At 65.8% G+C, this 23990-nt stretch carries 19 protein-coding genes; 7 read left to right on the top strand and 12 right to left on the bottom strand.

What is annotated here, in order from left to right; translation table 11 throughout:
* Positions 1–35: 35 nt before the first annotated feature.
* Both CFE35_RS19295 and CFE35_RS19290 read right to left on the bottom strand, forming a co-directional pair.
* On the bottom strand, positions 36–1613 hold the full coding sequence (locus CFE35_RS19295; protein WP_292933142.1) for a GMC family oxidoreductase: 1578 nt from the start codon (positions 1611–1613) through the stop codon (positions 36–38).
* A 4-nt stretch (positions 1614–1617) separates the two neighbouring features.
* Entirely contained in the window at positions 1618–2202 is a 585-nt protein-coding gene (locus CFE35_RS19290) for a gluconate 2-dehydrogenase subunit 3 family protein (RefSeq protein ID WP_292933140.1), read from the bottom strand.
* Positions 2203–2345: 143 nt separating this feature from the next.
* Here CFE35_RS19290 and CFE35_RS19285 point away from each other — a divergent pair, with 143 nt between their 5' ends.
* On the top strand, positions 2346–3170 hold the full coding sequence (locus CFE35_RS19285; RefSeq protein ID WP_292933138.1) for an alpha/beta hydrolase: 825 nt from the start codon (positions 2346–2348) through the stop codon (positions 3168–3170).
* Between the two features lie 3 nt (positions 3171–3173).
* Here the strand turns inward: CFE35_RS19285 and CFE35_RS19280 are convergent, their stop codons facing one another.
* On the bottom strand, positions 3174–4616 hold the full coding sequence (locus CFE35_RS19280) for a hypothetical protein (protein ID WP_292933137.1): 1443 nt from the start codon (positions 4614–4616) through the stop codon (positions 3174–3176).
* Between the two features lie 84 nt (positions 4617–4700).
* Here CFE35_RS19280 and CFE35_RS19275 point away from each other — a divergent pair, with 84 nt between their 5' ends.
* Positions 4701–5090, top strand: a complete 390-nt coding sequence (locus CFE35_RS19275) for a RidA family protein (RefSeq protein WP_292933136.1) — start codon at positions 4701–4703, stop codon at positions 5088–5090.
* A 9-nt stretch (positions 5091–5099) separates the two neighbouring features.
* On the opposite strand, the gene CFE35_RS19270 is transcribed toward CFE35_RS19275, so the two are convergent.
* From CFE35_RS19270 to CFE35_RS19260, 3 genes are read right to left on the bottom strand one after another with little or no spacing between them, the layout of a single operon-like run.
* The gene (locus tag CFE35_RS19270) at positions 5100–6602 is read right to left on the bottom strand and encodes an indolepyruvate oxidoreductase subunit beta family protein (RefSeq protein ID WP_292933135.1); all 1503 of its coding nucleotides are present in this window, start codon (positions 6600–6602) and stop codon (positions 5100–5102) included.
* Between the two features lie 2 nt (positions 6603–6604).
* Positions 6605–8743 carry an indolepyruvate ferredoxin oxidoreductase subunit alpha gene (locus CFE35_RS19265; protein WP_292933134.1) on the bottom strand — a complete coding sequence of 713 codons (2139 nt, stop codon included), beginning with the start codon at positions 8741–8743 and terminating at the stop codon, positions 6605–6607.
* A gap of 9 nt (positions 8744–8752) precedes the next feature.
* Positions 8753–9538: a cyclase family protein gene (locus CFE35_RS19260; RefSeq protein WP_292933133.1), complete on the bottom strand. Its 786-nt coding sequence runs from the start codon at positions 9536–9538 to the stop codon at positions 8753–8755.
* Positions 9539–9766: 228 nt separating this feature from the next.
* Between CFE35_RS19260 and CFE35_RS19255 the strand changes: the two genes are divergently transcribed.
* Entirely contained in the window at positions 9767–11269 is a 1503-nt protein-coding gene (locus tag CFE35_RS19255) for an AMP-binding protein (protein WP_292933132.1), read from the top strand.
* Here the strand turns inward: CFE35_RS19255 and CFE35_RS19250 are convergent.
* The 5 genes from CFE35_RS19250 to CFE35_RS19230 form a co-directional block, all read right to left on the bottom strand.
* Positions 11266–11682 carry a DUF3237 domain-containing protein gene (locus tag CFE35_RS19250; RefSeq protein WP_292933131.1) on the bottom strand — a complete coding sequence of 139 codons (417 nt, stop codon included), beginning with the start codon at positions 11680–11682 and terminating at the stop codon, positions 11266–11268. The genes CFE35_RS19255 and CFE35_RS19250 overlap by 4 nt on opposite strands.
* Before the next feature lie 121 nt (positions 11683–11803).
* On the bottom strand, positions 11804–12331 hold the full coding sequence (locus CFE35_RS19245) for a carboxymuconolactone decarboxylase family protein (RefSeq protein ID WP_292933129.1): 528 nt from the start codon (positions 12329–12331) through the stop codon (positions 11804–11806).
* A 356-nt stretch (positions 12332–12687) separates the two neighbouring features.
* Complete coding sequence (locus tag CFE35_RS19240) at positions 12688–14301, bottom strand: calcium-binding protein (RefSeq protein ID WP_292933128.1); 1614 nt, start codon at positions 14299–14301, stop codon at positions 12688–12690.
* A gap of 287 nt (positions 14302–14588) precedes the next feature.
* Complete coding sequence (locus tag CFE35_RS19235) at positions 14589–15350, bottom strand: SDR family oxidoreductase (protein ID WP_292933126.1); 762 nt, start codon at positions 15348–15350, stop codon at positions 14589–14591.
* Between the two features lie 11 nt (positions 15351–15361).
* Positions 15362–16972 carry a carboxylesterase family protein gene (locus CFE35_RS19230; RefSeq protein ID WP_292933124.1) on the bottom strand — a complete coding sequence of 537 codons (1611 nt, stop codon included), beginning with the start codon at positions 16970–16972 and terminating at the stop codon, positions 15362–15364.
* A gap of 168 nt (positions 16973–17140) precedes the next feature.
* On the opposite strand from CFE35_RS19230, the gene CFE35_RS19225 reads away from it, so the two are divergent.
* The 4 genes from CFE35_RS19225 (at position 17141) to CFE35_RS19210 (ending at position 23235) form a co-directional block, all read left to right on the top strand.
* Positions 17141–18412, top strand: a complete 1272-nt coding sequence (locus tag CFE35_RS19225; RefSeq protein ID WP_292933122.1) for a cytochrome P450 — start codon at positions 17141–17143, stop codon at positions 18410–18412.
* A 22-nt stretch (positions 18413–18434) separates the two neighbouring features.
* Positions 18435–19973: an aromatic ring-hydroxylating dioxygenase subunit alpha gene (locus tag CFE35_RS19220; protein ID WP_292933121.1), complete on the top strand. Its 1539-nt coding sequence runs from the start codon at positions 18435–18437 to the stop codon at positions 19971–19973.
* 159 nt (positions 19974–20132) lie between these two features.
* Complete coding sequence (locus CFE35_RS19215) at positions 20133–21365, top strand: aromatic ring-hydroxylating dioxygenase subunit alpha (protein ID WP_292933119.1); 1233 nt, start codon at positions 20133–20135, stop codon at positions 21363–21365.
* Positions 21366–21450: 85 nt separating this feature from the next.
* Positions 21451–23235: a hypothetical protein gene (locus tag CFE35_RS19210; protein WP_292933117.1), complete on the top strand. Its 1785-nt coding sequence runs from the start codon at positions 21451–21453 to the stop codon at positions 23233–23235.
* Here the strand turns inward: CFE35_RS19210 and CFE35_RS19205 are convergent.
* Positions 23232–23966: a GGDEF domain-containing protein gene (locus tag CFE35_RS19205; protein ID WP_292933115.1), complete on the bottom strand. Its 735-nt coding sequence runs from the start codon at positions 23964–23966 to the stop codon at positions 23232–23234. The genes CFE35_RS19210 and CFE35_RS19205 overlap by 4 nt on opposite strands.
* Between the last annotated feature and the right edge of the window lie 24 nt (positions 23967–23990).

Here is a 23990-nt window from a genome sequence, read left to right as displayed (position 1 = left end):
CGAAAGTCAATTTAACGTCCTGCAATGATCTCACATCATGAGAGCCAGCGCGCCACGAGGTGTTCGGCGCTGCGCAAGGCGAGCGCGTGGTTGGTGAAGTTGGGATTCATCGCGCCTGCCGTGGGGAACAGCCCCGGCCCTGCAATCACCAGATTGTCGATATCATGGCTGCGGCCGAAGCTGTCCGTCACCGACGTGCGGGCATCGCGGCCCATGATCGTGCCGCCCATCATGTGCGCGGATGCCATGGGCCCTGCCCAAGGCTCCGCTGCGCCGCCCGCCTTGATGATCTTCAGCCCCAGCTGCGCGGCATTCTCCGAAAGCCGGACCGATTCCGGCGCGAACGTGTGGACCACGCGCGGGGGCCTCGTCCCGCCGGGGCCGCTGCGCTCGGCCAGTTCGATGCGGTTTTCCAGCAAGGGCAAGCCCTCGCCAAACCCGAACATCACCGCCAGATGATGCACCGCGCGCTCCATGAACGCAGTCAGCTCCGCGCCAAACAGATCGGCGCGCCCCATGGCGACGCCCAGCAGGTCGTTGGGCTTCATCGTCGGGGCCAGTTGCCACTGCAGGCTGCCGAAGGCGTCCGCTCCCAGGCTCTGCTTGCCATAGTGGTCCATGTTCGTGGCCTGCGCGCCGGTCACGCCCATGTAGTTCTCGGTCTCCTCCCCATCGAAGAAGCCGTAAACCGATGCGATCGAGTGGGTCATGAAATAGCGGCCGACGAGGCCCGAGGAATTGCTCGCGCCGGTGTGCCATTCGCCGCCGGTGCTGTTCAGCAGGATCGCCGGGTTGGACACGGTGGATGCGGCCAGGATCACCATGTCGGCCAGCGCCGTCTGCACGGTGCCGGTGTGGTCGATATATTCCACGCCCGCAGCGGCCCGTGCCGACTTGCCGGGAATGACCTGCGTGACATGCGCCCCGTTCACGAAGCGCGCGCCCGCCTTCACTGCGCGCGGATGATAGGTGACTAGTGGATTGGCCAGCGCGCCAGTCGGGCAGCCCGCATCGCACCAGCCGTCATAGAGGCAGGCTGGGCGGCCCTTGTAGTCCTGCGAGAGGATGGCCATCGGGCTGGGCGCGGTCTTCATGCCCAGCGCCTGAAAGCCCTTTTGCAGCAGCCGCGCCTGCGCGAATTGCTGCAGGGGGGGCAGCGGATAGGGTGCGCCTGCCGGGCGCCACACTTCCGCCTCGGCATCGCCCGAAACGCCAACCTCTTCCTGAACGCGGTCATAGAACGGGCGCAAGTCGTCATAGCCAATCGGCCAGTCCAGCCCTTTGCCGAAGTCCGATTGCATGGTGAAATCGGACGGCATCAGGCGCGGCCAGGTGCCATAGTGGTGGAGCGCCGCGCCGCCGGTGCCCCAGCCCATGTTGAAGCCCGCGCCAAAGGCATTCCCGCCCGTCGATTCGACCGGCGGCCCGCCCCAGCGCAGCCGGCGGGACCAGATCGCGGAACTGTAGAGATCGGTGGCCTTCCACGCCGGGCCGGGATCGAGCACCAGGACCGATTTGCCCGCTTCGGCGAGCACGGTGGCAAACAGGTTTCCGGCAGCGCCCGCGCCCACGATCACCGCGTCGGTGCGTTTCGGAAGGTGCTGGCCGCCCATGCCTCTACCAGTCCGCCGGCGGTTCGATGTGGGCCATGTAGGGCACCTGCATCCGCGCGAAGGCCGCCCGCGTGCCATAGACGAGATCGGCGGCATCGCTGCGCACCGCAAGATAGAACAGCGGTGGCGGCGGGCCTTGCCACGGCGCGATGGTGCCCGGCAGCATCGCGCCGATCAGCGGCTTGGCGACTGCCGCTGAAACCTGCGTGAACGACGCGCCCAGCACTGCGCGGCTGGCAGCATCGAGCGCAGCAAGCCCGGATTTGTAGAACGCATCGTGCGGAGGCAGCACATCGAGATAGCGTGCCGTCAGGAGCGATTCATGATGTGGGCGGGCCAGATTGGCATCGACGAAATGGGCGATCCCGGCTGCGCGCGCGCCCGGTACCAAGGCATCGCCAAAGGCTTCGAGCAAGGCTGCTTCATCGGCAGACAGCTTGGCAAAGGCAGCGCCGCGGCTGCGGGCCTCGGCCGGGGAGAGCAGCATCTCGGCCCCGCCGACCGTGAACGCGAACAAGCCGAACGCGGCGGACTTCAGCAATGTCCGCCGATCAGGTGCCGGTGCGTCAAAGGCTTGCGTGGTCTGCATTTACCCCGATCTCTGGAGTTGTTTGAAGCTTAAACTAAATCATCCCCCTGTCCAGAAACATTTTGTGGTTCGGCCTCGCGCGCGCTATCGGACTAATAGAGTTTCGATTGACTTTCGATTCAAGATATCGGTGGAGAGACGGCATGAGCGAAAACCCTGAAATCGGCCAGTTCGTGCAGACTGGCAGCTACCGTACGAACGTCCACGTCGCGGGCAGCGGCCCCGCCATGCTCTGCCTCCACGGTTCGGGCGCGGGGGTCTGCGCATGGGCCAACTGGCGCACCTTCATCCCGGCGATGCAGGACCGGTTCCAGATCATCGCACCCGATCTCGTCGGCTTCGGCTACACCGAAACCCCGGCGGATTTCGAATTCCGGTTCATGGATTCGTGGGTCGATCAGATCATCGCGCTGATGGATGGGCTGGGCATTGAAAAGGCGCATGTCGTGGGCAACAGCTTCGGCGGTTCACTGGCGCTGTGGCTGGCGGCCAAGCACCCTGAGCGGTTCGAGCGGCTGGTGCTGATGGGGCCGGGCGGCTGGCCCGTCCGCGTCAACGAGAACCTCGAAATGCTGTGGGATTTCAAGCCGACGGCTGAGCACATGAAGCAGGCGATGAGCGTGATGGCGTGGAATCAGGCGCTGATCACTGATGAACTCGTCGCGATGCGGCTCAAGGCCTGTTCGCGGCCCGGCGCGCTCGATCACTTCCACCGGCTGTTCCCCGCGCCGCGCCAGCGCTGGCTCGATGCGCAGTGCCTGCCGATCAACGTGCTGCAGACGATCCAGCACGAGACTTTGCTGGTCCACGGCCGCGATGACCGCGTGGTCGATCCGCAAGTTTCGTGGAACCTCCACCAGCACCTGCCCAATTCGCAGCTCCACACGATTGCGAAGTGCGGACACTGGACGATGATCGAGCACGGGCCGCTGTTCCGCCGCCTCGTTGCGGATCACTGCAGCGGCTGAGTGTCAGTCCCAGAGGGGGGCGGTCAGGCGGCGTTTTCCGTCGTGCGACAGTCCCCCCATGCCGGGCGTCAGGCCCTGCCTGTCCCAGAGCTTGCAGGTTACCTGCTTGTGCTTCTGATCCAGCCCCTCGCAGTAGTTGGAAAACTCGCAGGTCCGCACTTCGCTGCCCCGGCCCATGCGCGCCTTGAGGAGCCAGTCGGGATCGGCGAGCGACTGGCGGGCCGAACCGACGATATCGGCCTCACCCGCCGCCAGCATCGCCTCCGCCTGCGCGAAACCGTGGACTCCGCCCGCAGTCACGATGGGCGTCTTGAAGCCCGCCTCCTGCACGGCCGCGCGGATGGTCCGTGCCGCATCGCGGTTGCGGCCATACGGCCCCTTTGCGTCTGAAATGTAGGCCGGCATGCATTCATAGCCGCTCGGCCCGGTATAGGGATAGGCGGCCTCGCCAGTCTTTGGCTGCAGCGCATCCTCGAACTTGCCCCCGCGCGAGAGCGAGAGGAAATCCATGCCCGCCCGCGCGAATTCGGTCCCGAACCACGCGGCATCCCCCACCGTGTTGCCGCCCGCGATGCATTCCTCGGCGAGGAACCGGCAGCCCACAGCAAGACTGGGCGAAACCGCACTGCGCACCGCCCGGTAGACCTCCAGCGGCAAGCGCACGCGGTCCTCGCGCGCGCCGCCGTAGCCGTCCTGCCGGTCGTTCCGCGCCGAAAGGAACGAGGCCATCGTATAGGCATGGGCATAGTGCAGCTCGATCCCGTCGAAACCCGCTGCTTCCGCGCGCGCGGCGGCGGCGGCGAACAGGCCGGGCAGCACTTGCGGCAATTCGGCGATATGGGGCTTGTCCACATCGGTCACCCGCTCGCGGAAGCCTTGCGCCAGTGACTCCCAGTCGCGCGAGTCCAGCACTTCGCGCAAGGTCGCATCGGGCATGGCGATCAGCGCGGCGCGCACCGCCTCGTCTGCCGTTTCGCCGGTTGCCGCGCGGTGGCGGTCGGTGAGCGCCAGAAAGCGCGAGAGGAACGTGGCGCGGTCCGGACGGCGCTTGATCGCGAGGAAGTCGATCAGCTGGATCAGCAGCTTCGTTTCCCCGCCGCTGGCCTCACGCACGGCCTCCACCAGCCGCGCAAGGCCGGGCACGAAACGATCATCGCCGATCCGCAGAAGCGGGCCGGAGGGCACATCGCGAATGCCGGTCGCCTCGATCACGATGGTGCCGGGGCGGCCCTTGGCGAAGCGGGCGTACCAGTCGATCACGTCCGGCCCGGCCTCGCCATCCGGCGTTGCGCGCCAGGGCACCATCGCCGGGATCCACGTGCGCGTCGCCAGCGTCAGCGGGCCGACTTGCACTGGCGAGAACAGCCGCGACTGCGCCGCCGTTTCTGCATTGGGCCAGCGCCCCGGATCGGCGCGGTGGACGATGCGCTCGGCAGGTTTGAACAAGGGTCCGATCCTTTGGCTGGACAATATTTCAAGTTTAAAATATCGAGAGCAAAGGACGCCCTGTCAAGGCGCCGGAGGAGGCTTATGAAGGTTCTGCAACCGCACGGCTGGCCCCGTCCCAAGGGCTACGCAAACGGGATCGCTGCGCGCGGGGAAATGGTTTTCCTCGCCGGAGTCGTCGGCTGGGATGCCGAAGAGCGCTTCCCCACCGGCCTTGTCGCCCAGTTCCGTCAGGCGCTGGAAAATATCGTCGCGATCCTCGCCGAAGGCGGCGCGAAGCCCGAACATGTCGTGCGGATGACCTGGTACATCACCAGCCGCGACCACTACCTCGCCCATGGTCGCGAGATCGGCGCGGTCTACCGCGAGATTATGGGCAAGCACTTCCCGGTCATGGCCGTGGTGCAGGTGGTCGCGCTGATGGAAGCCGCGGCCGAGATCGAGATCGAAGTCACGGCGGTCATTCCGGACTGAGCCAGACGCTCAGGCTGCTTCGGCCAGAACCTCGGCCAGCTTTTCGCCCTTTTCGTCCGCCAGCGCGGCATCGCGCAGTCGCTTGATGCGCGCGGCGAGGCCCGCTCCGCTCGCCCCATTCACCGCAGCCATGATGCGCGCGAAATTGCGCGCCCCGCGCTCGTTCGTCTCGCCATAGCCGCGGATCAGCTTCTGGCAGCGCACCAGTTCCACCGCCGCCGCATAATCGCTGGCCGCAAGTTGGCGTGCGCGCTCCAGCCACGCTTCGATCGCCGCGTTCTCGTGGCTGAACCGCAAGGTGGAACGCCGCCAGCGCCGCCCGGTGGCGAGCAGGCTGAGCATCAGAAAGCCGCGCAAGCTGCTGGTCTGAACCTTGCGGCCCTTGGCAAACCAGCGGCCCAGCCATGCCTGCCGCGCGGCCCAGCGGCCAAGGCCAGCGGGCAGCGAATCCGCCACTTCCTTCAGGCGCGGGTGCATGAATTCGGTGACAGCCACGATCTGGTCGGGCGCTGCGTTCACTTCATGCCGGAAGCGTTCGAAGCGGCTGCTGCGCGTTTTGAGATCGGCCACGCGGAAGGTGTCGTCGAAGGTCATCCACAGCGCGAGGTGACGCGCCAGTTCGCGGATCAGTTCATGGCGGCGGGCGCTGCCCCCGGCTGCGGCGTCCCAATCGGCGGCCTGCTGCAAGCGGTCGAGATAGAGGGCGCCGTAGGTCAGGTCCTGAAAATCGATGGTTCGGCGCAGGCCTTCGGTCGCGAATTCGCGCGCGATGAACGGCAGTTCGGCCTCGATCCGCGCCAGCAGCGGCTTCACCGCAGCGGGCGCTTCCGGCGCAGTCGCCGCCGCTGGCATGGCTGGAGCCGCCGGAGGCGCAATCCCGCAGGCGCGGTCGAAGCCCAACGCAAACGTTGCCAGATTGGCCGCCACGGCCTTGCCGCTCTCGCGGATCACCGCCTCGAACACATCGCGCGGGATCGGCAGCGCGCCCGATCCGGCCAGCGCACCAAACATCACCGCGCTGATCACGCTGTCGCCTTCGCGCGCGGTGGCTTCCATGTCGAAGCCGATCCAGCGCTTGGCGCGCGCCTGCGCCGCTTCGTGCACCGCGCCGGCATCGGCGCGCCCGTCCGCCATCGCGATCTTCTCGGCAATCGCGAAGACGCGGTGGGTGGAGCCGATCAACGTGGTGCGTTCGGGCGTGACAAAGCCGCGCATCACCGCGCGGCCCGCTTCCATCAGTTCGGAGGCCACCACCACATCGACATCGCCGGGCACCGGCATCAACGCCAGCACGGGTTCCTTCCCGCGCGCTGCGATTTCCGCCTCGGGGAACAGTTCGATATAATAGATCGTCGCGCCCGTGCGCTGGGCCACGCCCTGCACCGAGGTATATTGCGCGCGGAAGCCGGCCAGTTCGGCAGCGCGGACGGTCCAGTCAGCCATCACGCCGCCGCCCTGGCCGCCCAGCGCCATGATCGCGATGTTGATGGGGCGGGTCTTGCTGCTGCCCATGGTCAGAACGCCGTCAGCGCGCGGCGGCGGGCGGCGCGGGCCTGGAAGAAGCCGATCACCGCGCTGCGCAGCGCCTGCCGCCAGCGGTCCCAGCGGCTGGGATTGAACACCATGTCGGCGCGGTAGAAGCTGGGGCAGAGCACGGCGGCGTGCGCCGTCTCACCGCAGTGGCCGCAGCCCACGCAATCATCGAGTACTTGCACCACCGGATCATCGCGCAGCGGATCGGGGTTCTCGCGCAAGGTGAGGGTGGGGCAGCCGGAGAGGCGAATGCACGAATGATCGCCGCTGCAGGTATCGGCATCAACGCCGAAGCGCTCTTTCACCACGCGCTTGCCGCCCTTGATGGCCTTGGCCACCAGCGGTTTCACCCGGCGCTGCTTGTTGAGCATGCATTCCGATTCCGCGATGATGATCTTCGGCCCCTTGAAGCTCGTCGTCATCGCCTCGGTCAGGGTGGAGGTCATCGCCTCCAGATCATAGCTGCGCACCGTGCGCACCCACTGGCCGCCGATCCCCCGGATCGCGTTTTCCATCGGGTGCTTGGTCGTGCGGGTGCGATTTTCGGCGCGGCTCGAAAGAATGTCCTGCCCGCCGGTTGCCGCCGAATAGCCGTTGTCGACGAGGATCGTCACGCCGTCGTTGCGGTTGAACACCGCGTGGCCGACGCCCGAGGTGAGGCCATTGTGCCAGAACCCGCCGTCGCCCATCACCGAGACGGTGCGCTGCTTGGAGTCCGACTGGAAGGCCGCTGCGCCTGCCATGCCAAGGCCATAGCCCATCGTCGTGTTGCCCAGATTGAAAGGCGGCAGGATGGAAAAGATGTGGCAGCCGATATCGCCGGAGACGTGAAACTCGCCGATGTCCCTCTCGACCAGCTTCATCGCGGTGAAGATCGGGCGCTCCGGGCAGCCGGTGCAGAAACCCGATGGCCGCGCGGGCACGACATCGGCCAGCGGCGCAAGGTTGCTGCCCGCAGGTTCGGGCGGCAACGCGGCCTTGGCCGCCAGCTTGGGCGCATGTTCGCGCAGGAAGCGCACCAGCCCGTCCTTGATCACCTGTCCCGTATATTCGCCCGCCAGCGGCATGGTTTCCTTGCCGATCAGCTTGGTTTGCAGATCGGCGCGGCGCAGGATCGTGTTGACATTGTGCTCGATGAATTCGGGCTGGCCTTCCTCGATCAGGAACACCGCTTGCTTGTCGGCGCAGAACCCGGTCACTTCGCTGTCGATCAGCGGGTAGGCGACGTTGAGGCAATAGATCGGGATCTCGGTCTGCCCGAAGCTGTCTGACAGGCCGACGAGTTCCAGCGCACGGATCAGGTTGTTGTACATCCCCCCCTGCACGATGATCCCCACATCGCCGAGGTGCCCGCCGAGAAATTCGTTGAGCTTGTGCTGCTTGATGAACTCGACCGCAGCGGGCCAGCGCTGCGCGATCTTCTCACGCTCGTGGAGGAAGTTGGCAGGCGGCAGCACGATCCGGTCCGTATCGCGCACCGGATTTTCCATCGCGTCCTTGAGGCCGAAGGCCGGGCGCACGTTGTCCTTGGCGGTGAACCGGCCATAGAGGTGGCAGGACCGCACGCGCAGCTCCAGCATCACCGGGCTGCCGGAGGCCTCCGAAAGTTCGAACCCCTTTTCGACCATGTTGACGATGGAGGGCAGGTTGGGGCGCGGATCGAGCAGCCAGATCTGCGATTTCATCGCGAAGGCGTGGGTGCGCTCCTGCATGATCGAGGAGCCTTCGCCGTAGTCCTCGCCCACGATGATCATCGCGCCGCCCTTCACCCCGCCAGAGGCAACGTTGGACAGCGCATCCGACGCGACATTGGTGCCGACCACCGATTTCCACGCGACTGCGCCGCGCAAGGGGTAGTTGACGCTGGCCGCCAGCATCGCGCCCGCCGCCGCCTCGTTGGCCGAAGCCTCGAAGCGGATGCCCAGTTCGCCCATGATGTCCTGCGCATCGGCCAGTACATCGAGGAGGTGCGAGATCGGCGAGCCCTGATAGCCGCCGACATAGGAAATGCCCGATTGCAGCAGTGCCTTGGTCACCGCGAGGATGCCTTCGCCGGCGAATTCCTCGCCCGCACCGATCCGCAGCTTCTCGACCTCTTTTGCAAACGAGCGTTCGGCCATTGTCTTGCCTCAGGCCGGAACGAGCGCGAGCACCCGCAGCGGGCTGCCCGATCCGTTCTCGATTTTCAGCGGCGCCGCCACGATCACCGCGCCGGTGGGCGGCAGAAGATCAAGGTTGGTCATGCACTGCAGGCCATAGCGGCCCGCGCCGTGCATGTAGTGGTGGCAGGGATATTGCGGCTCGAACAGGAAGGCCTGCCCCGCATCGGTGCCGACGCATTCGGTGCCGAAGCCCAGCACATCGCGCTCGCCTATCATCCACAAGGTGGACGCGGCATCCGGGCCGGGCGAATGCGCGCCGTTCTCGTCAAGGTTGGTGAAGTTGGCGGGATCGGCGATCTTGCGCCAGTCGCTGCGCAGGAACACCCAGCTGCCCGCCGGAATGCGGCCATGCTTGGCCTCCCACGCTTCCAGCACGTCCACCGAGAGGATGAAATCGGGGTTCGCGGCGACTTCAGCGGTGCAGTCGATCACGCAGACCGGGGCGATGAAGCGCGCAGGATCGATCGTGTCGACCGCGCCGTTCTCCACGTCCTTGCCCGTCACCCAGTGGATCGGCGCATCGAAGTGCGTGCCGGTGTGTTCGCTGATCGTGAAGTTGTTCCAGTACCAGCCCGGCCCGCGCTCATCGTAGCGCGAGATTTCCTCCTTCACGAAGGGCGAGGCCTGGCCGAATTCGGCCGGCAGGGTGATCGTGGGATATTCGGGCGTGAGCGTTTCGGTGAGGTCCACCACCTTGATCCCGCCAGCGGCAATCCCGCTCAGCAAGCCTGCCAGTACACCTGAATCCGCCACGATGACCTCCCGTCCTGATTGTTCGTCCCATTCCAGCGGATTTGCCGTTTCCGCACAATGGCCCAATCGCAAGCTTGGCCATTCCGGAATTTATTTCAAGCTTAAAATGAATTGCAGTCGGGTCTCGCACCAGCCGTGCCTCGCCATATCACAATATGAGAGATCGGCCTTTGCGCCCCTGCCCGTGCGCACTATGAACCGGCCTCCCAAGCTGGAGAGTGCAGGGCCATGAACGCCAATCTCGTTGCCATCTTCCTTTCGCGCCATGCCGGGCATGAAGCCAAGCCCGCGCTGCTCTGGAATGGTGAGACTGTGTGCACCTTCGGCGAGCTTCCCGCCGCTATCGGACGCTACCGTGCGGCGTTGGCGCAGCTGGGGGTTAAGCAGGGCGACCGGGTCATGCTCAAGGCGGAAAACTCGCCGCACTTCGCGCTGACCTACCTTGCGGTGCTCGCCTCGGGCGCGACCTTCGTGCCGCTCAATCCGGCCTATACACCCAGCGAAGTGGCGCTGCTGGTGGAGGATGCCGATCCCGTCCTGCTGGTGCACAGCGCCGCCACTGCCGTCCCGCCCGAAGACGGCAAGATCGCCCGCGCCACGCTGGAGGCGGATGGTTCCGGCTCGCTCACCCTGCTGGCCGAGGGGCTGGAACCCGATCTTGCGGTGGCGGAGATGGCGGAGACCGATCTCGCCGCGATCCTCTTCACTTCGGGCACCACGGGGCGGCCCAAGGGCGCGATGCTGATGCACCGCAACCTGTCGTCCAACGTGGCGGCGCTGCATGAAGCGTGGCGCTTTTCGGATGCGGATTCGATCCTCCACACCCTCCCGCTGTTCCACGCCCACGGTCTGTTCGTGGCGCTCCATCTCGGGCTCTACAGCGCGGCGACGGTGCACCTGCTGGGCCGGTTCGATGCGGCAAAGGTCGTCTCGCTGCTGCCCACGGTGAGCGTGTTCATGGGCGTGCCGACATTCTACACCCGCCTGCTCGACCGCGAGGATTTCACCCGCGATGCGACCGCCGGAATCCGCCTGTTCGTCTGCGGCTCGGCCCCGCTGTTGCCCTCGGTGTTCGCCGAATTCGAAGCGCGCACCGGCCAGCGCATTCTTGAGCGGTACGGGATGACCGAGGCGGTGATGATCACCTCGAACCTCTACGAGCAGGACGGGCGCATCGCGGGGACGGTGGGCTATCCGCTGCCTGGTGTGGAACTGCGCGTCGTTGGCGGGGAAGGACGACAGGAGCTCCCGCCGGGCGAAGTCGGCGAAGTGGAAATCCGCGGGCCGAACCTGTGCGCCGGATACTGGCGCCGCCCCGAAGCCACCGCCGAAGCCATCGGGCCGGACGGCTACTTCGTGACCGGCGACACCGGCTTTCGCGATGCCAGCGGACGGCTGACGATTGCGGGCCGTTCAAAGGACCTGATTATTTCGGGCGGGTTCAACATCTATCCCGCCGAACTGGAAATGGTGCTGGCCGAAGTGGAAGGCGTCACCGATGTCGCCATCATCGGTGTGCCGCATCCCGATTTCGGCGAGGCGGTGGTGGCCGTGGTGACGGCGGAGCGCCCCGACATGGACCCTGCGCTGATCGAAGCGGTAGCGGCTGAAAAGCTCGCCCGGTTCAAACAGCCCAAGGCCATCCGCGTGGTCGAGGAATTCCCGCGCAACGCGATGGGCAAAGTGCTCAAGGCCGAACTGCGCAAGACCTTTGCGGGGCTGTTCAGCTAGACCAGCTTGAAGATCGCCAGGTGGACCGCAGGCACCTTGCTGTCCCCCGGCACGACCGTCCCGGCAAAGATCAGCTGGTTCAGCCAGCCATACTTGCCGATCGGCGCCTCGAAATGCGGCGTGGTCATGGCATAGCGGTTGCCGTCCGAGCCGGGGACGGTCTGGACAAGGCCTCGGTTGTTGACCTTGATGAGAACCTTGTCGTCGGTCTCCATGTAGTAGTCCGCGATGAGTTCGAGATAGCCGTCGGCGCGCAGCAACTGCCAGTCCGCCCCGCCGGGGAGGATGTGGCCGCGCAGATCCGGCCCCTCGAAGCTGCCGCCGATGATGGGCACGCGGAAGCGTTCGCCATAAGGCGTCTTGCCGTGGGGTACGCGTTCTTCGAGCAGCGCGACGGCCTGATAAACCAGCACTGAGCGCGGACCGACAGGCACATCGGTCGCGGCAGCCGCAGCGCGCCCGTGCCGGAAGCCAGCGCGGCACCACCAGCGGCCAACCCGCCCAGCAGCGCGCGCCGATCAAGCCCCGCCGCCATCAGGCCACTTCGCGCAGCGCCGGCAGCGCGCAGACCGCATCGAGGCCGAGCACGTGGGCAACGCGCCCGAGGCCCATCCACACGGCCACGCAGAAGGCCAGATCGACGATCTCGTCGTCTGTCAGCGCCGCCTTGTAGCGCGTCCAGAAGTCCTCGTCGGTGGCAAGCGCCTTGGGATCGAGACCAACTTTCTCGGCATATTCGATGGCAAGCTTCTCGCGCTCCGACAGCACCGGCGAGGTGCGCCATTCGTTGACGGCGGCATAGAACGCTTCGTCCGGCGCGGGGCCATTGTTGTGCTCGAGATCGGGGCGATCGCGCAGTACGCGGAAGTTCTGGCAGAGCTGGCACCCGTTGATCAGCGCCGTGCGCATCCGCGCGCCTTCGAACAGGCGCGTGGGCAGCTTCGAAGTGCGGTAGGTGACATCGGAAAACCCGAAAGCGGCGTTCACGATCTCGGGCGCATAGTGCTCGGACAAATGGCCGAGCGGATTCTGGTGGTGAGCCTCGGGCAGAGCAACACGCATGGCAATCTCCCTATCTTATCCGGTCCATGAAACGCGCGGGGGCGCGGCTTGCCCACTCCCCAATTGGAGAGGCTGCGCGGGGGACGGGCGGGGCGCATCGTGCGGCAAGGGGGTGGCTGTCGGACAGCGATTTATAAGCGACAGCCGCTTCTGTCATGTCCGGGATGTAGTCCATCGATGCTGGACAACGGGTGGCAGCCGAATTGGCGTGTTGCAGTTCAAGGGGTTGATTGAGGTTGGGATTCGGTAAAGTCTCGCCGCAATCCTCGGCCATCGGCCCGGCCGCCGCCCTCCCCTTCCGTGCCGCGCAGGAACGGGGAGGGCGGGGGGGGGCTGACGTGTGGGTGCGGGTGGCTTCAGAGCACCAGATCGGCTGCAGAGATGCTGCTGACACCGGTCAGCACGATAGCAAGTTCCGCTGCGGCGTCCGCGGTGGTGCTGGCGTAGAGCGTGCTGGTGGCGCTGTCGAACCACACGACGCCAGCCGCGCTGCCTTCGGTGGGCACGGTGGCCAAGAAGGTGAAGGCGCTGCCAGGCGTGCCGTTCGCGTCGATGGCGGAGAGATCGATCCGGTCGCCGGCGGAAAAGTCGGTGATCGTATCGCCTTGGCCGGTCTGGCTGTCGCCGATGGCGGTGAAGGCGAACACGTCGTTGCCATTGCCGCCGGTCAGCGTATCGGCACCGCCACCACCAGTGATGACGTTGCCTGCCTTGCTGCCGACGATGGTGTCGTCATGCGCGCTACCAATCACGTTCTCGATTTTGGCCAGCTTGTCGGTGCCGGTGCCGGCGTCGTTTGCGGTGGCATGTGCGGTGCCCGCAGCCAGGTCGATGGTCATGGCAGCGGTGGCAGCCGAGTAGTCGACGAGGTCGTCGCCCTTGCCGCCGTCGAACTTGTCATCGCCGGAATCGCCCCCGGCCAGGAAGGTGTCGTTGCCCGCGCCGCCGCTTTCCTTGTCGTTACCCGCGCCGCCCTGCATCGTATCGTCGCCAAGATCGCCGCTCAGCGAATCCTTGCCATCGCTACCATCGAGGTCGTCGTTGCCGGCGCCTCCCAGAAGCGCGTCGTTGCCGGTGCCGCCATCGAGCAAGTCGTCGCCGTTACCGCCGCTCAGCGAATCCGTTCCATCGCTGCCATGCAGTGTATCGGCGCCGTCACCGCCCGCCAACTTGTCGCTGCCGGCGCCGCCGTTGAGCGAGTCATCGCCCGCGCCGCCATCGACCTTGTCGTTGCCGTCACCGCCGAGGACATCGTCGGCCCCGTCACCCGCAACGATCGCGTCGTTGCCAACGCCGCCGTCAATCGAATCGTCGCCGTTGCCGCCGTTCAGACGATCGTTGCCGACATCGCCTGCGACCTGGTCGTCGCCATCGCCGCCGCTGACCACGTCCCTGCCTGCGCCGCCCGATACGATATCGTCATCCGCGCCGCCATCGAGATGGTCGTTGCCAGCATCGCCGGAGATCGCGTCGAAGCCGACGCCGCCATTGATTGTGTCGTTGCCGTTGCCGCCGAGCAGGTCGTCGTCGCCTTCATCGCCGTTGAGGTCGTCGTCACCTTCGCCGCCGTCGATCACATCGTTGCCGGCTCCGCCGTGCTCGCTGTCGTCGCTGCTCGTTCCATGCAGGGTATCGTTGATGTTGCCATCGCCGTTCTGGTCATCTTCGACGCCATCGTCATCGGAAAGCTGGGCGTTGGGATCGGTGATCGGGCTGCCGCCATTGGCGGACGCAAAGGACTCGCTCTTCAGCTCGTAGAGCGTCGGGTCGTCCGCCAGATCGGCGGTCTGGCTGAAGGTTTCGATCTTGATGTAGGTGTCGAAGGTCGAGGTGATGGTGACGTCTTGCGTCACCGGATCGACCGCCACGGTCTGGTTCAGCTTGAGGCGGTCGGGTTCCCAGACGCCGTCGTTGTTCTCGTAGATCTGGACGGGTGAAACGGCTGTCACAAATTTAAGGCGATCAGACATGTGCGGTGCTCCCGGCAAAAACGATGACACATAGGGCGTACGCCGCCACAGCATCACAATGCCAAATTCTAGAAGCTATTCGCTAGCTGCTGAATAAGAGTCTTTTTTGTAATATGTTTAAGCAAATTCACGGAAATCCCATCGAAACTGTCCAGAGATGGGATGGAATTCTGGTAAGGCCTTTTTGAATTAAGCCTTGTTACTTATGTTGCGGCGTGCAGTCTCTAATCCCACGGCCCTGCAACGGGGTGGCCCTTGTCACGCCTGCGCGGCAAGGGCCAAGGCATTCACCCCCGCGTCTTCAGGCGCAGGCTGTCCCAGCTGATGTCGCCAGTCCAGCCGCCGTCCACCGGCAGGCTCACACCGTTGATGAAGGACGCGGCGTCCGACGCGAGGAAGGCGATGCCTTCTGCCACGTCTTCGGGCATGGCAAAGCGCGCCATCGGCACGCGGTTGACGATATCGGTGTCGTCATAGGCGCCTGAGCCCATGTCCTTCACGTCCATTTCGGTCTTGATCCAGCCGGGGCAGACCGCGTTCACGCGCACGCCGCGGCCGCCCCATTCGCCTGCCAGCGTGCGGGTGAGGCCGATCAGGCCGTGCTTGGAGGTGTTGTAGGCCGAGCGGTGGATCACCCCGCCGAGGCCCGCGACCGAGGCGACGTTGACGATGGAGCCCTTGCCCGCGCCCAGCATCTGGCGGCCGAACGCGCGGCAGAGGAGGAAGGGGCCTTGCAGGTTCACCGCCATCATCTTCTGCCACTGATCGAGGGTGGTATCCTCGGCGGGCTGGATCAGGCTGATCCCGGCGTTGTTGACGAGCACCTGCGCGCCGCCGAAGTCCTTCGCGACGCGCGCGGCCATGTCATCGACGAAGGCTTCGCTGGAAACGTCACCGCTGATGCCGATAGCCTCACCGCCGATGGACGCGGCCTGCGCGGAAACATCCTGCATATCGGTGAGGACGACGCGGTATCCGGCGGCGGCGAGGCGGCGGGCGGTGACGAGGCCGAGGCCCTGCGCGGCACCGGTGACGATGGCAGTGTTCATGTGGGTTCCTTTTAAGGGGTGGCGGCGAAGAAAGCCGGATACTCGGCCATCCAGAAATCGCACTGGTATTCTGACCACGCGTCGACCGGACCGACATGGGCGGGTGCGAAGCGCATCGCCGAGCCGGGACGGGTTGCGGGCCATTCCCGCGGGCTGGGATCGCCGCGCAGGAAGGCGGCCCATGTCGCGACGATGACGTCTGCCAGCGCCTGCGAGGCCGGGCCAAGATCGGGCGCGGTCATCGCGGCGGTGTTGGAGAAGCCCGGAAACAGCGCGTTGAGCTCTGCCGAATGGACTGCGCCGAGATTGAAGCCGGGCTCGGGGCTGATGGGGATCGAAACGCCGCGCACGGGGGCGGTGCGGTCGGCATATTCCCACTGGAACACCGGAGTATGCGCGGCCAGCAGGCGGCTGCTTTCCAGCATCATGCAGTGGGTGATGCCGAGGCCGGGCATGAAGTCGGTCATGAGCGAACCCAGCGTTTCGGCGGGGTGTTCGCCGGGCTTCAGGGGATAGCGGGCGAGAACCTTGTCCGTCTTGTCGCCATAAATGGCGCGGACAGCGAGAGGGTAGGTTTCAGGGGTGATCTTCGCGCCGCCTTGCACATCATAGCCCACGTAAAGCCGCATTTCATCGCGCGTGAAGCCATAGAGGATGGGCACGCGGGCGAAATCGCCCGCTTGCAGCGCGGCGAGCGTGGGGCGCGGGATCGTGGCGCTGCCGGCAAAGGGCGCGAAGGCGAGGAGTTCGCCGCTGGCTGCGCGGGCACCGGCGGCGATCAGGCTTTGCGGATCGATGGCCTTGAGGCAGCCGAGCAAGGCGGCGGGATCGGTACAGCCCGCTTCCTTGGCCACTTTGGCAGCGAACAGTTCGGCCTGGGGCAGCGCGCGCAAGGGGGTGCCGCAGGCGCTGCTCTGGATAATGGCGCGGCGGAACAGGGTGCGCGTCTCGTCCGGGGCCATGAGGTGCATGCAGACCGAGGCGGCACCGGCGGATTCGCCTGCGAGGGTTATGTTTTCAGGATCGCCGCCGAAGGCCGCGATATTGGTTTTCACCCAGCGCAGGGCGAGGCGCTGGTCTTCGAGGCCGAGGACGCGGCCTGCGCCCGGCGTTCCGGCGGGCGGGGCCATGAAGCCGAACACGCCGAGGCGGTAGTTCACGCTGACGACGACGGCGTCCATCCCTTTGGCGAGCCGGTCCAGCCGGTAGAGCGAGGCCGCGCCGCCGACGAAAGCGCCGCCGTGAATCCACACGAGGACGGGGCGCTTGGCGGCGGCTTTGGTGGTGGGCAGGCTGATGTTGAGCGTGAGGCAGTTTTCCTCGTCGCTGCGTTCCGTCAGGCCATAGCGCGCGGCCTGCGGGCAGGCGCCGCCGAAGTGCATTGCGGGAAGGACGCCGGCCCACGACGCGGCGGGCTGCGGCAGGCTCCACCGTGCATCGCCCGCAACGGGGGCGGCATAGGGGATGCCGCGAAATTCGAGCATGCCACCCCGCACAAAGCCTTCGACCTTGCCCGAAGCCGTGGTGACGATTTCGCCCTGCGGTGCGGACTGGGCGGCGAGCGGCGCAGCAAGCAGAAGCACCATGGCGGCAACAAGAGCGCGCCAGAAATTGAGGATCATCGGCGAAGGTCCATTCCGGTTCGTGCCCGTTGGTACGCAAGGGCGCGCGGGATGCAAGCCTCGCGGTTGCAACTGCCGAGGCGCTCTCATTTTTGAGGGCCGGGAATTTGAGCAAGGTCAAAGCCCGCATGGGGTGTGGCGGGTCATCATCCATGCTGGACGAGGATGATGACGGAAGGCCCCGCTATGGAAGCGCTGGAACGGATTGACGCGACGAGCCCGGAGACGCTCCAGAACCCCTATCCCTATTACGACCGGCTGCGGCGCGAGGCGCCGGTGTTCCGCGATCCCAAGACGGGGATCGTCTCGGTCTCGACTTATGAGCTGGTGCTGGAGGTCAACAAGAAGCCCAAGGTCTTCTCCAGCGATTTCTCCACGCTGCTGAGTTCGGGCGGTTCGGGCGCGTTCGATGCCGAGGAGACGGCCATCCTGAGCGAGGGCTTGCCGCGCCGGAACACGATGCTGACCGCCGATCCGCCGCAGCATTCGCGCTACAAGCGCATCGCCATGCACGCGCTGCCGCTGAGCCGGGTCAATGCGATGGCGCCTTATGTGGCCGAAGTCACCAATGCGCTGATCGACCGGTTCATCAAGGACGGAGAGGTCGAGTTCAAATCGCAGTTTGCCGAAATGCTGCCGGGGATCGTGATCGCCGACGTGCTGGGCGTGCCGCGCGACGACATCCCGATGTTCCAGAACTGGGTGCGCGCGGCGATCCTGCGGCTGAACGGGAATGCGAAACCGGAGCAGCGCGCGGATCTGGCGCGCAGCGAGATCGCCATGCAGGCCTATTTTCGGGGTATCATGGCGGAGCGCCGCGCGGAGACGGGGACGGACGTGATTTCCGACCTTCTCGCGGCGCGGCTGCCGGAGGATGACGGAACAGAGCGCCCGCTCGACGACTCCGAAGTCTATTCGATCGTGCAGCAGATCTTCACCGCCGGGCAGGAAGCGACCGCGCACGCGCTGGCCTATGCGCTGGCGCAGCTGCTCGCCAATCCGGAGCAGATGGCCGCGATCATTGCGGATGAAAGCCTCGTGCCGAACTGGGTGGAGGAAACTGCGCGGCACCTCTCGCCCTCGCACAACATGTGGCGGGTGGTGAAAGAGGATACCGTGCTGGGCGGCGTGGCGCTCAAAGCCGGGGAGGCCATGCTGCTGCGCTATGGCTCGGCCAATCGCGACAGCGCCGTGTTCGAATGCCCCGACAAGTTCGACGTGAAGCGCCAGAATGCGGGCAAGCACGTCGCTTTCGGTGCGGGCGTGCACACCTGCCTGGGCATGCACCTGGCGCGCGTGGAGATGGGCACCGCGCTGCCGATCATTCTGCGCCGGCTGAAGAACCTGCGCTTCGCCAATCCGGACAATCCGTTTCAGTTCGCCGCCAGCCACATCCTGCGGGGCATGCAGTCCTTGCCGCTGCGCTTCGATCCCGCCTGAACCCAATTAACGGAGAGCACTCATGGTCGAGACACTTACCGGCACCAACCGTTCCTTGGGGCTGTCCTATGACGCCCTGCTGGACATGGACACCCATGCGGTGCCGCCGCGCCTGCGCGAGGACAATCCGATCGCGCCGGGGCCGACGATCGTCGATCCGAGCATCTACTATTCGCGCGATTTCTTCGATCTGGAGATCGAGCGGCTGTGGAAGCGGGTGTGGCAGATGGCCTGCCACGAGGACGACATTCCTAATGTAGGCGACAGCCATGTCTATGACATTGCCCACCTGTCCTACATCGTGGTGCGGACCGCGCCGGACGAGATCAAGGCGTTTCCGAATGCCTGCCTCCACCGCGGCCGCGCGCTGCTGACCGAGGACACCAAGGGCGCGCGCGATTTCCGCTGCCCGTTCCACGGCTGGAACTGGGGCATCGACGGCGCGCTGAAGGAAGTGCCGTGCCAGTGGGACTTCCCCTCAGTCAGCGCGAAAACGCACAGCCTGCCGCCGCTGAAAGTGGGGCGCTGGGGCGGCTGGGTGTTCATCAATCCGGATGACAACGCCGAGCCGTTCGAGCAGTTCCTCGGCGATATCGACCGGCACTTCGAGCCGATCCCGTTTGAGCGGCGCTACAAGGCGGTGCACGTGGCCAAGAAGCTGCGCTGCAACTGGAAAGTGGCGCAGGAGGCCTTCATGGAGGCCTACCACGTGGTGGCGACGCACCCGACGCTGCTGGATGTGATGGGCGATGCCAATTCGAAGTATGACGTGTTCGGCAACATGTCGCGCGCGATTTCGCCCAATGGCCTGCTCAGTCCGCATGTGAATCCGGCGTTTGTGGCCGAGCCGCTGGAAGGCGCGAAGACGTATGCCAAGGTCCGCCACGCGCTTTCGGGGAACGTTTACGAGCGGCTGGGCGAGGACCGCGTGAAGGTGACCGCGCGCGATGGGCGCATCGGCCTCTTCGACCATCAGGCGCATCATATCGAGGGTGAACTGGACCACGCCGATGTGCAGCTGTGCGACTGGGTGGGCGGGCGGCTGCCCGAAGGCTGGGAGCTGGAAGAAGACCACACCACCAGCGGCCCGGTGCCAGACCGCCGCAAGGCCATGGCAAACGAATCGCGCGAACGCTGGCGGGGTCTGCTGGGCGACGAGGTCGACACGATGTCCGATGCCGAGTTCGTCGACACGATCTACTACAACATCTTCCCCAACATCAGCCCGTGGGGGTGCCTCAACCCGATCTTCTACCGGTTCCGCCCGCTGGGCGACAACCCGGAGGAGTGCATCCACGAGACGATGTTCATGATGCCGGTGCCGAAAGGCGAGGCGCGCCCGGCCCCCGCCAAGGTCCACTGGCTGGATTTCGACGACGACTATTGCGATGCGCCGGAACTGGGCATGCTGGCCAAGGTGTTCAACCAGGACGTGGTCAACCTGCCGCACGTGCAGCGGGGGATGAAGTCGATCAAATCGAAGGAAATCGTCTTCGCCAACTATGGTGAGACGAAGATCCGCCACTTCCACCAGCTTCTCACCGCGCAACTTTCGCGTTGAGTTCGCCATGGCCGGGCGGCAACCTGCACGTTGCCGCCCCGGTCTGGCGAAAATCGGCTCAACATTCAGCACCAAGCAAAAATGACAATTGCAGGCAGGGCTGCCGGAGATCACTCTGGTCTATGAAAACGTCCTGCCCCGGGAATCGAGGATAAAACCATGTCACGTGAACAGCTGATCGAAATGACCCGTTCGCTTATCGCCCATGGCGATGCCGGGACGATGGAACTGGCGGACGAAGTCGTGCGCATTCCCGCCTCGACGTATACCGACGAGGCGCTGTTCGAGCGCGAGAAGAAGCAGATCTTCCGCCGCCTGCCGCTGATGGTCGGCCCTTCGTGCGAGATCCCCAATCCCGGCGATTACAAGGCGATGGACATTGCCGGCGTGCCGCTGCTGCTCACCCGCCAGCGCGATGGCTCGGTCGGCGCGTTCCTCAATATGTGCACGCACCGCGGCAACCCGGTGGCCTCGGGCAGCGGCAACGCCAACCGTTTCACCTGCGGCTATCACGGCTGGACTTTCAAGAACGACGGCGACCTGATCGGCGTGGCCAGCCCGCAGGATTTCGGCGCGGTGGACAAGGCGGCGCTCTGCCTGACGAAGTTCCCGGTCTATGAAAGCGCAGGCCTGATCTGGGCGACGCTCGATCCCAATTCGAAGCTTTCGATTGCGGATTATCTGTGCGGCTACGACGGCCTGCTCGAATCGTTCGGGTTCAAGGACTGGTACCTGTTCAGCCAGCGCACGCTTTCAGGCCCGAACTGGAAGACCGCCTACGACGGCTACCTCGATTTCTACCACCTGCCGGTGCTCCACGCGGCCACGTTCGGTTCGGATTTCTATAACCGCGCCAACTACTTCGAGTTCGGGCCGCACCAGCGCCTGTCGACCCCGTCGAAGTTCGCGATCAAGGTTTCCTCGGGCGATGACCGCCAGATCGACCTCAGCCAGCTGAACGACGACGAGATTTCCGACGACGTGCTGGTGCAGGGCGTGTGGACGATCTTCCCGCACATCTCGATCGCCAGCTTCTACGGCGGCGGCCTGCGCGGCGCGATGATCAGCCAGCTCTTCCCGGGCGACAAGGTGGGCGAAAGCTATACCACCCAGTTCTACGTGATGGAGAAGAAGCCCACGGACGCAGTGGCGATCAAGGCCGCGCACGAGCAGTTCGATTTCCTCGAGATCGTGGTGCGCGACGAGGACTACAAGACCGGCAAGCGCCAGCACGAAGCGCTGCAGAGCGGCCTGATGAAGGACGTTCTGTTCGGCCGCAACGAGCGCGGGGGCCAAGTCTTCCACACCTGGGCGGCCAAGCTGCTCGAAGCGACCGACGACGAACTGGTCGAAATGTTCGCCCGCGAAGTGCAGCGCGAGGCGGCGGAGTAAACCTTGCAGTGCCGGGCGGCGGTGATTGCGCCGCTGCCCGGGCAGGCATAGGCTGGACCTCCCCGGGGCATGAGGGAGGGACGTGATGCGCATCTATCGAATGCTCGGGCTGGCTTTGCTGGCAGGTGGCGCGGCAACGGCTGCGACCACACTGCACCGCGCTTCGTCATCCGATGCGGCTGCGCTGGCGATGCTCGATCCTTCACGGTTAGCGGCAGCTGCCTGCGCGCAAAACGCGCGGGCGAACACGCCGATCCTGCTGCGGCGCTTGCAGCAGGCAGCCGCGCTGATGGGGCCGGGCTTTTCGGGCAAGTTCCCGCTTTATGGCGGCGTGCCACGTTCGGCGCTCGAACCGGGCGGGATGACGCCGCAGGCGCGGGCGTGGTTCGATCAGGGCCTGCTCATGGCCTACAATTTCAACCATGCGGCGGCAGTCGCCTCGTTCCGCAAGGCGCAGGCGCTCGCGCCCGGATGTGCGCTGTGCTTCTGGGGCGAAGCGCTGGTGCAAGGCCCCAACATCAACGCGCCGATGGAAACCAAGGCGCTGGCACCGACGCTGAATGCCTTGGCGCGGGCGCAGGCGCTGGTGGCGGGCGCAACGCCGCTGGACCGGGCGCTGATTGCCGCGCTGGCGGCGCGCTATTCGGCTGATCCCAAGGTGGACCGGACCGCTATGGATGCCGCCTATGCCGAAGCCATGCTGGGGCTGGCGGCGCAGCGGCCGGGGAACGATGATCTCGCGGTGCTGGCAGCCGAAGCGGCGATGGACACGAGCCCGTGGAACTACTGGCAGCCGGGCCGCAGTGAACCACGCCCACGGATCGACAAGGCGGTCGCGCTGGTCGAGGGCGTGCTGGCGCGGCATCCCGGGCACAGCCAAGCAGCGCACCTCTATATCCACCTGATGGAAAACCACGTCGATCCGTCGCGGGCGGAGAAGGCGGCGGACGCGCTGGCGCTGAGCGCGCTGCCCGAGGCGGGGCACCTCGTCCACATGCCGGGGCACATCTACTACCGCATCGGGCGCTACAAGGATTCGATCCGGGCGAACGTGGCGGCGGCAAAATCGGACGAGGCCTATCTGGCGCGGGTGCCAGACGACGGACTCTACCGCTATGGCTACTATCCGCACAACGTCCACTTCATCGTGACTTCGGCGCAGCAGGCAGGCGATCTCGGCCTCGCAGTGGCGCAGGCGCGCAAGCTGATGCGGATCATCCCTGAAGACAAGGCGGTGGAACTGGGCTGGGTGCAGGCAGTGGTCGCCGCGCCTTCGTTCGCTTTTGCCCAAGGGGGGACACCAGCGCAGATTCTCAGCCTGCCCAAGCCAGATGCGCGCCTGCCCTATGTGCGGGCGATGTGGCACTATGCGCGCGGGGTGGCCTTCGCGCGATTGAAGCAGCCGGAGGCCCTCGCGCGGGAAGTGGCGGCGATGGACACGCTGACCGCCGATCCGGGGATCAAGTCGCTGGAGGCGCAGGGCGTGCCGGGCACCGACCTGATCCATCTGGCGCAGCATGCTATGCGCGGGCGGCTGGCCTATGCGCAGGGGGATTTCGCGGCGGCGGCGGAGCATTACCGCAAGGCGCAGGCGATCGAGGGGACGATCCCCTATCAGGAGCCGCCGTACTGGTATTATCCGATCGGCCAGTCGCTGGGCGCGGCGCTGCTGGCAGGCGGCAAGGCGGCGGAAGCGCGCGATGCGTTCCATCAGGCGCTGCTGGCGGCGCCGGGCAACGGCTGGGCGTTGTGGGGGCTGGCGCAGGCCGAGCGGGCGCTGGGCCATGATCTCGAAGCGCGCGCGGCAGAGGCGGCGCTGGAGCGCGCCTGGCTGGGGGATCGGCAGCTGCTCAGGCTGGACCGGCTCTAGCCGGCGACGGCGAGCCGGTTGCGCCCGGCGTTCTTGGCCGCATAGAGCGCGTTGTCGGCTCGGCACAGCAGGTGATCGAGGCTTTCGTCGGCGCGCGATATGGCGATGCCGAAGCTGGCGGTCATGCGGGTAAGGCCGGCCGGTGTGATGAGCGGGAGGGCTTCGAGCCGCTGCCGGATCGCATCCACCATGGCCTCACCGGATTGACTGGCCGTTTCGCCCGTCTGGAGCGCGAAGAGCAAGCCGAACTCCTCGCCGCCGAGGCGCGCGACCAGCGCATCTTGCGGGGCGGCGGCGGTCATCACGGCCGCGGCGTGCTGGAGCGCGAGATCGCCGCCCGCATGGCCGAGGCTGTCGTTGATGTGCTTGAAGTGATCGAGATCGACCATGACCAGCATATGCGCCGCTCGGCCCTTGAGGCGGGTCGACGCCTGTTCGACAAAGGACCGGCGATTGTCGAGGCCAGTCAGCGGGTCTTGCCGCGCGAGCCGGTCCAGCTGCGCGTTGAGCTGCTCCATCCGCCGCGCGACCCAGACGTAGTAGAGGAAAGAGGGCGGGGCGACGAGCGCGGGAATGCAGAAGGCAACGAGCATCGCATCGCGGTAGTAGATCGTGCCATTCGTCTGGAACATCGCGTGGGTGGCCGCCATCGAACCGCCGATGGACAGGCCCACGACGAGGATGCCAGCTGCGATCAGGCGGGCTGGATTCGATGTTCGATTCCAGAGCATTGGCGGAGCATATCCGCCGATGCG

This window comes from Novosphingobium sp. PASSN1 (assembly GCF_002278815.1).
This window is presented reverse-complemented; position numbering and strand designations above follow the sequence as displayed.

Excerpts from the sequence above, each read along its gene's own strand:
- CFE35_RS19295 (WP_292933142.1), bottom strand. The coding sequence starts at position 1,613 with ATGGGCGGCCAGCACCTTCCGAAACGCACCGACGCGGTGATCGTGGGC.
- CFE35_RS19270 (WP_292933135.1), bottom strand. The coding sequence starts at position 6,602 with ATGGGCAGCAGCAAGACCCGCCCCATCAACATCGCGATCATGGCGCTG.
- CFE35_RS19265 (WP_292933134.1), bottom strand. The coding sequence starts at position 8,743 with ATGGCCGAACGCTCGTTTGCAAAAGAGGTCGAGAAGCTGCGGATCGGT.
- CFE35_RS19275 (WP_292933136.1), top strand. The coding sequence starts at position 4,701 with ATGAAGGTTCTGCAACCGCACGGCTGGCCCCGTCCCAAGGGCTACGCA.
- CFE35_RS19255 (WP_292933132.1), top strand. The coding sequence starts at position 9,767 with ATGAACGCCAATCTCGTTGCCATCTTCCTTTCGCGCCATGCCGGGCAT.
- CFE35_RS19290 (WP_292933140.1), bottom strand. The coding sequence starts at position 2,202 with ATGCAGACCACGCAAGCCTTTGACGCACCGGCACCTGATCGGCGGACA.
- CFE35_RS19240 (WP_292933128.1), bottom strand. The coding sequence starts at position 14,301 with ATGTCTGATCGCCTTAAATTTGTGACAGCCGTTTCACCCGTCCAGATC.
- CFE35_RS19210 (WP_292933117.1), top strand. The coding sequence starts at position 21,451 with ATGCGCATCTATCGAATGCTCGGGCTGGCTTTGCTGGCAGGTGGCGCG.
- CFE35_RS19235 (WP_292933126.1), bottom strand. The coding sequence starts at position 15,350 with ATGAACACTGCCATCGTCACCGGTGCCGCGCAGGGCCTCGGCCTCGTC.
- CFE35_RS19230 (WP_292933124.1), bottom strand. The coding sequence starts at position 16,972 with ATGATCCTCAATTTCTGGCGCGCTCTTGTTGCCGCCATGGTGCTTCTG.
- CFE35_RS19225 (WP_292933122.1), top strand. The coding sequence starts at position 17,141 with ATGACGGAAGGCCCCGCTATGGAAGCGCTGGAACGGATTGACGCGACG.
- CFE35_RS19220 (WP_292933121.1), top strand. The coding sequence starts at position 18,435 with ATGGTCGAGACACTTACCGGCACCAACCGTTCCTTGGGGCTGTCCTAT.
- CFE35_RS19245 (WP_292933129.1), bottom strand. The coding sequence starts at position 12,331 with ATGCGTGTTGCTCTGCCCGAGGCTCACCACCAGAATCCGCTCGGCCAT.
- CFE35_RS19215 (WP_292933119.1), top strand. The coding sequence starts at position 20,133 with ATGTCACGTGAACAGCTGATCGAAATGACCCGTTCGCTTATCGCCCAT.
- CFE35_RS19285 (WP_292933138.1), top strand. The coding sequence starts at position 2,346 with ATGAGCGAAAACCCTGAAATCGGCCAGTTCGTGCAGACTGGCAGCTAC.
- CFE35_RS19205 (WP_292933115.1), bottom strand. The coding sequence starts at position 23,966 with ATGCTCTGGAATCGAACATCGAATCCAGCCCGCCTGATCGCAGCTGGC.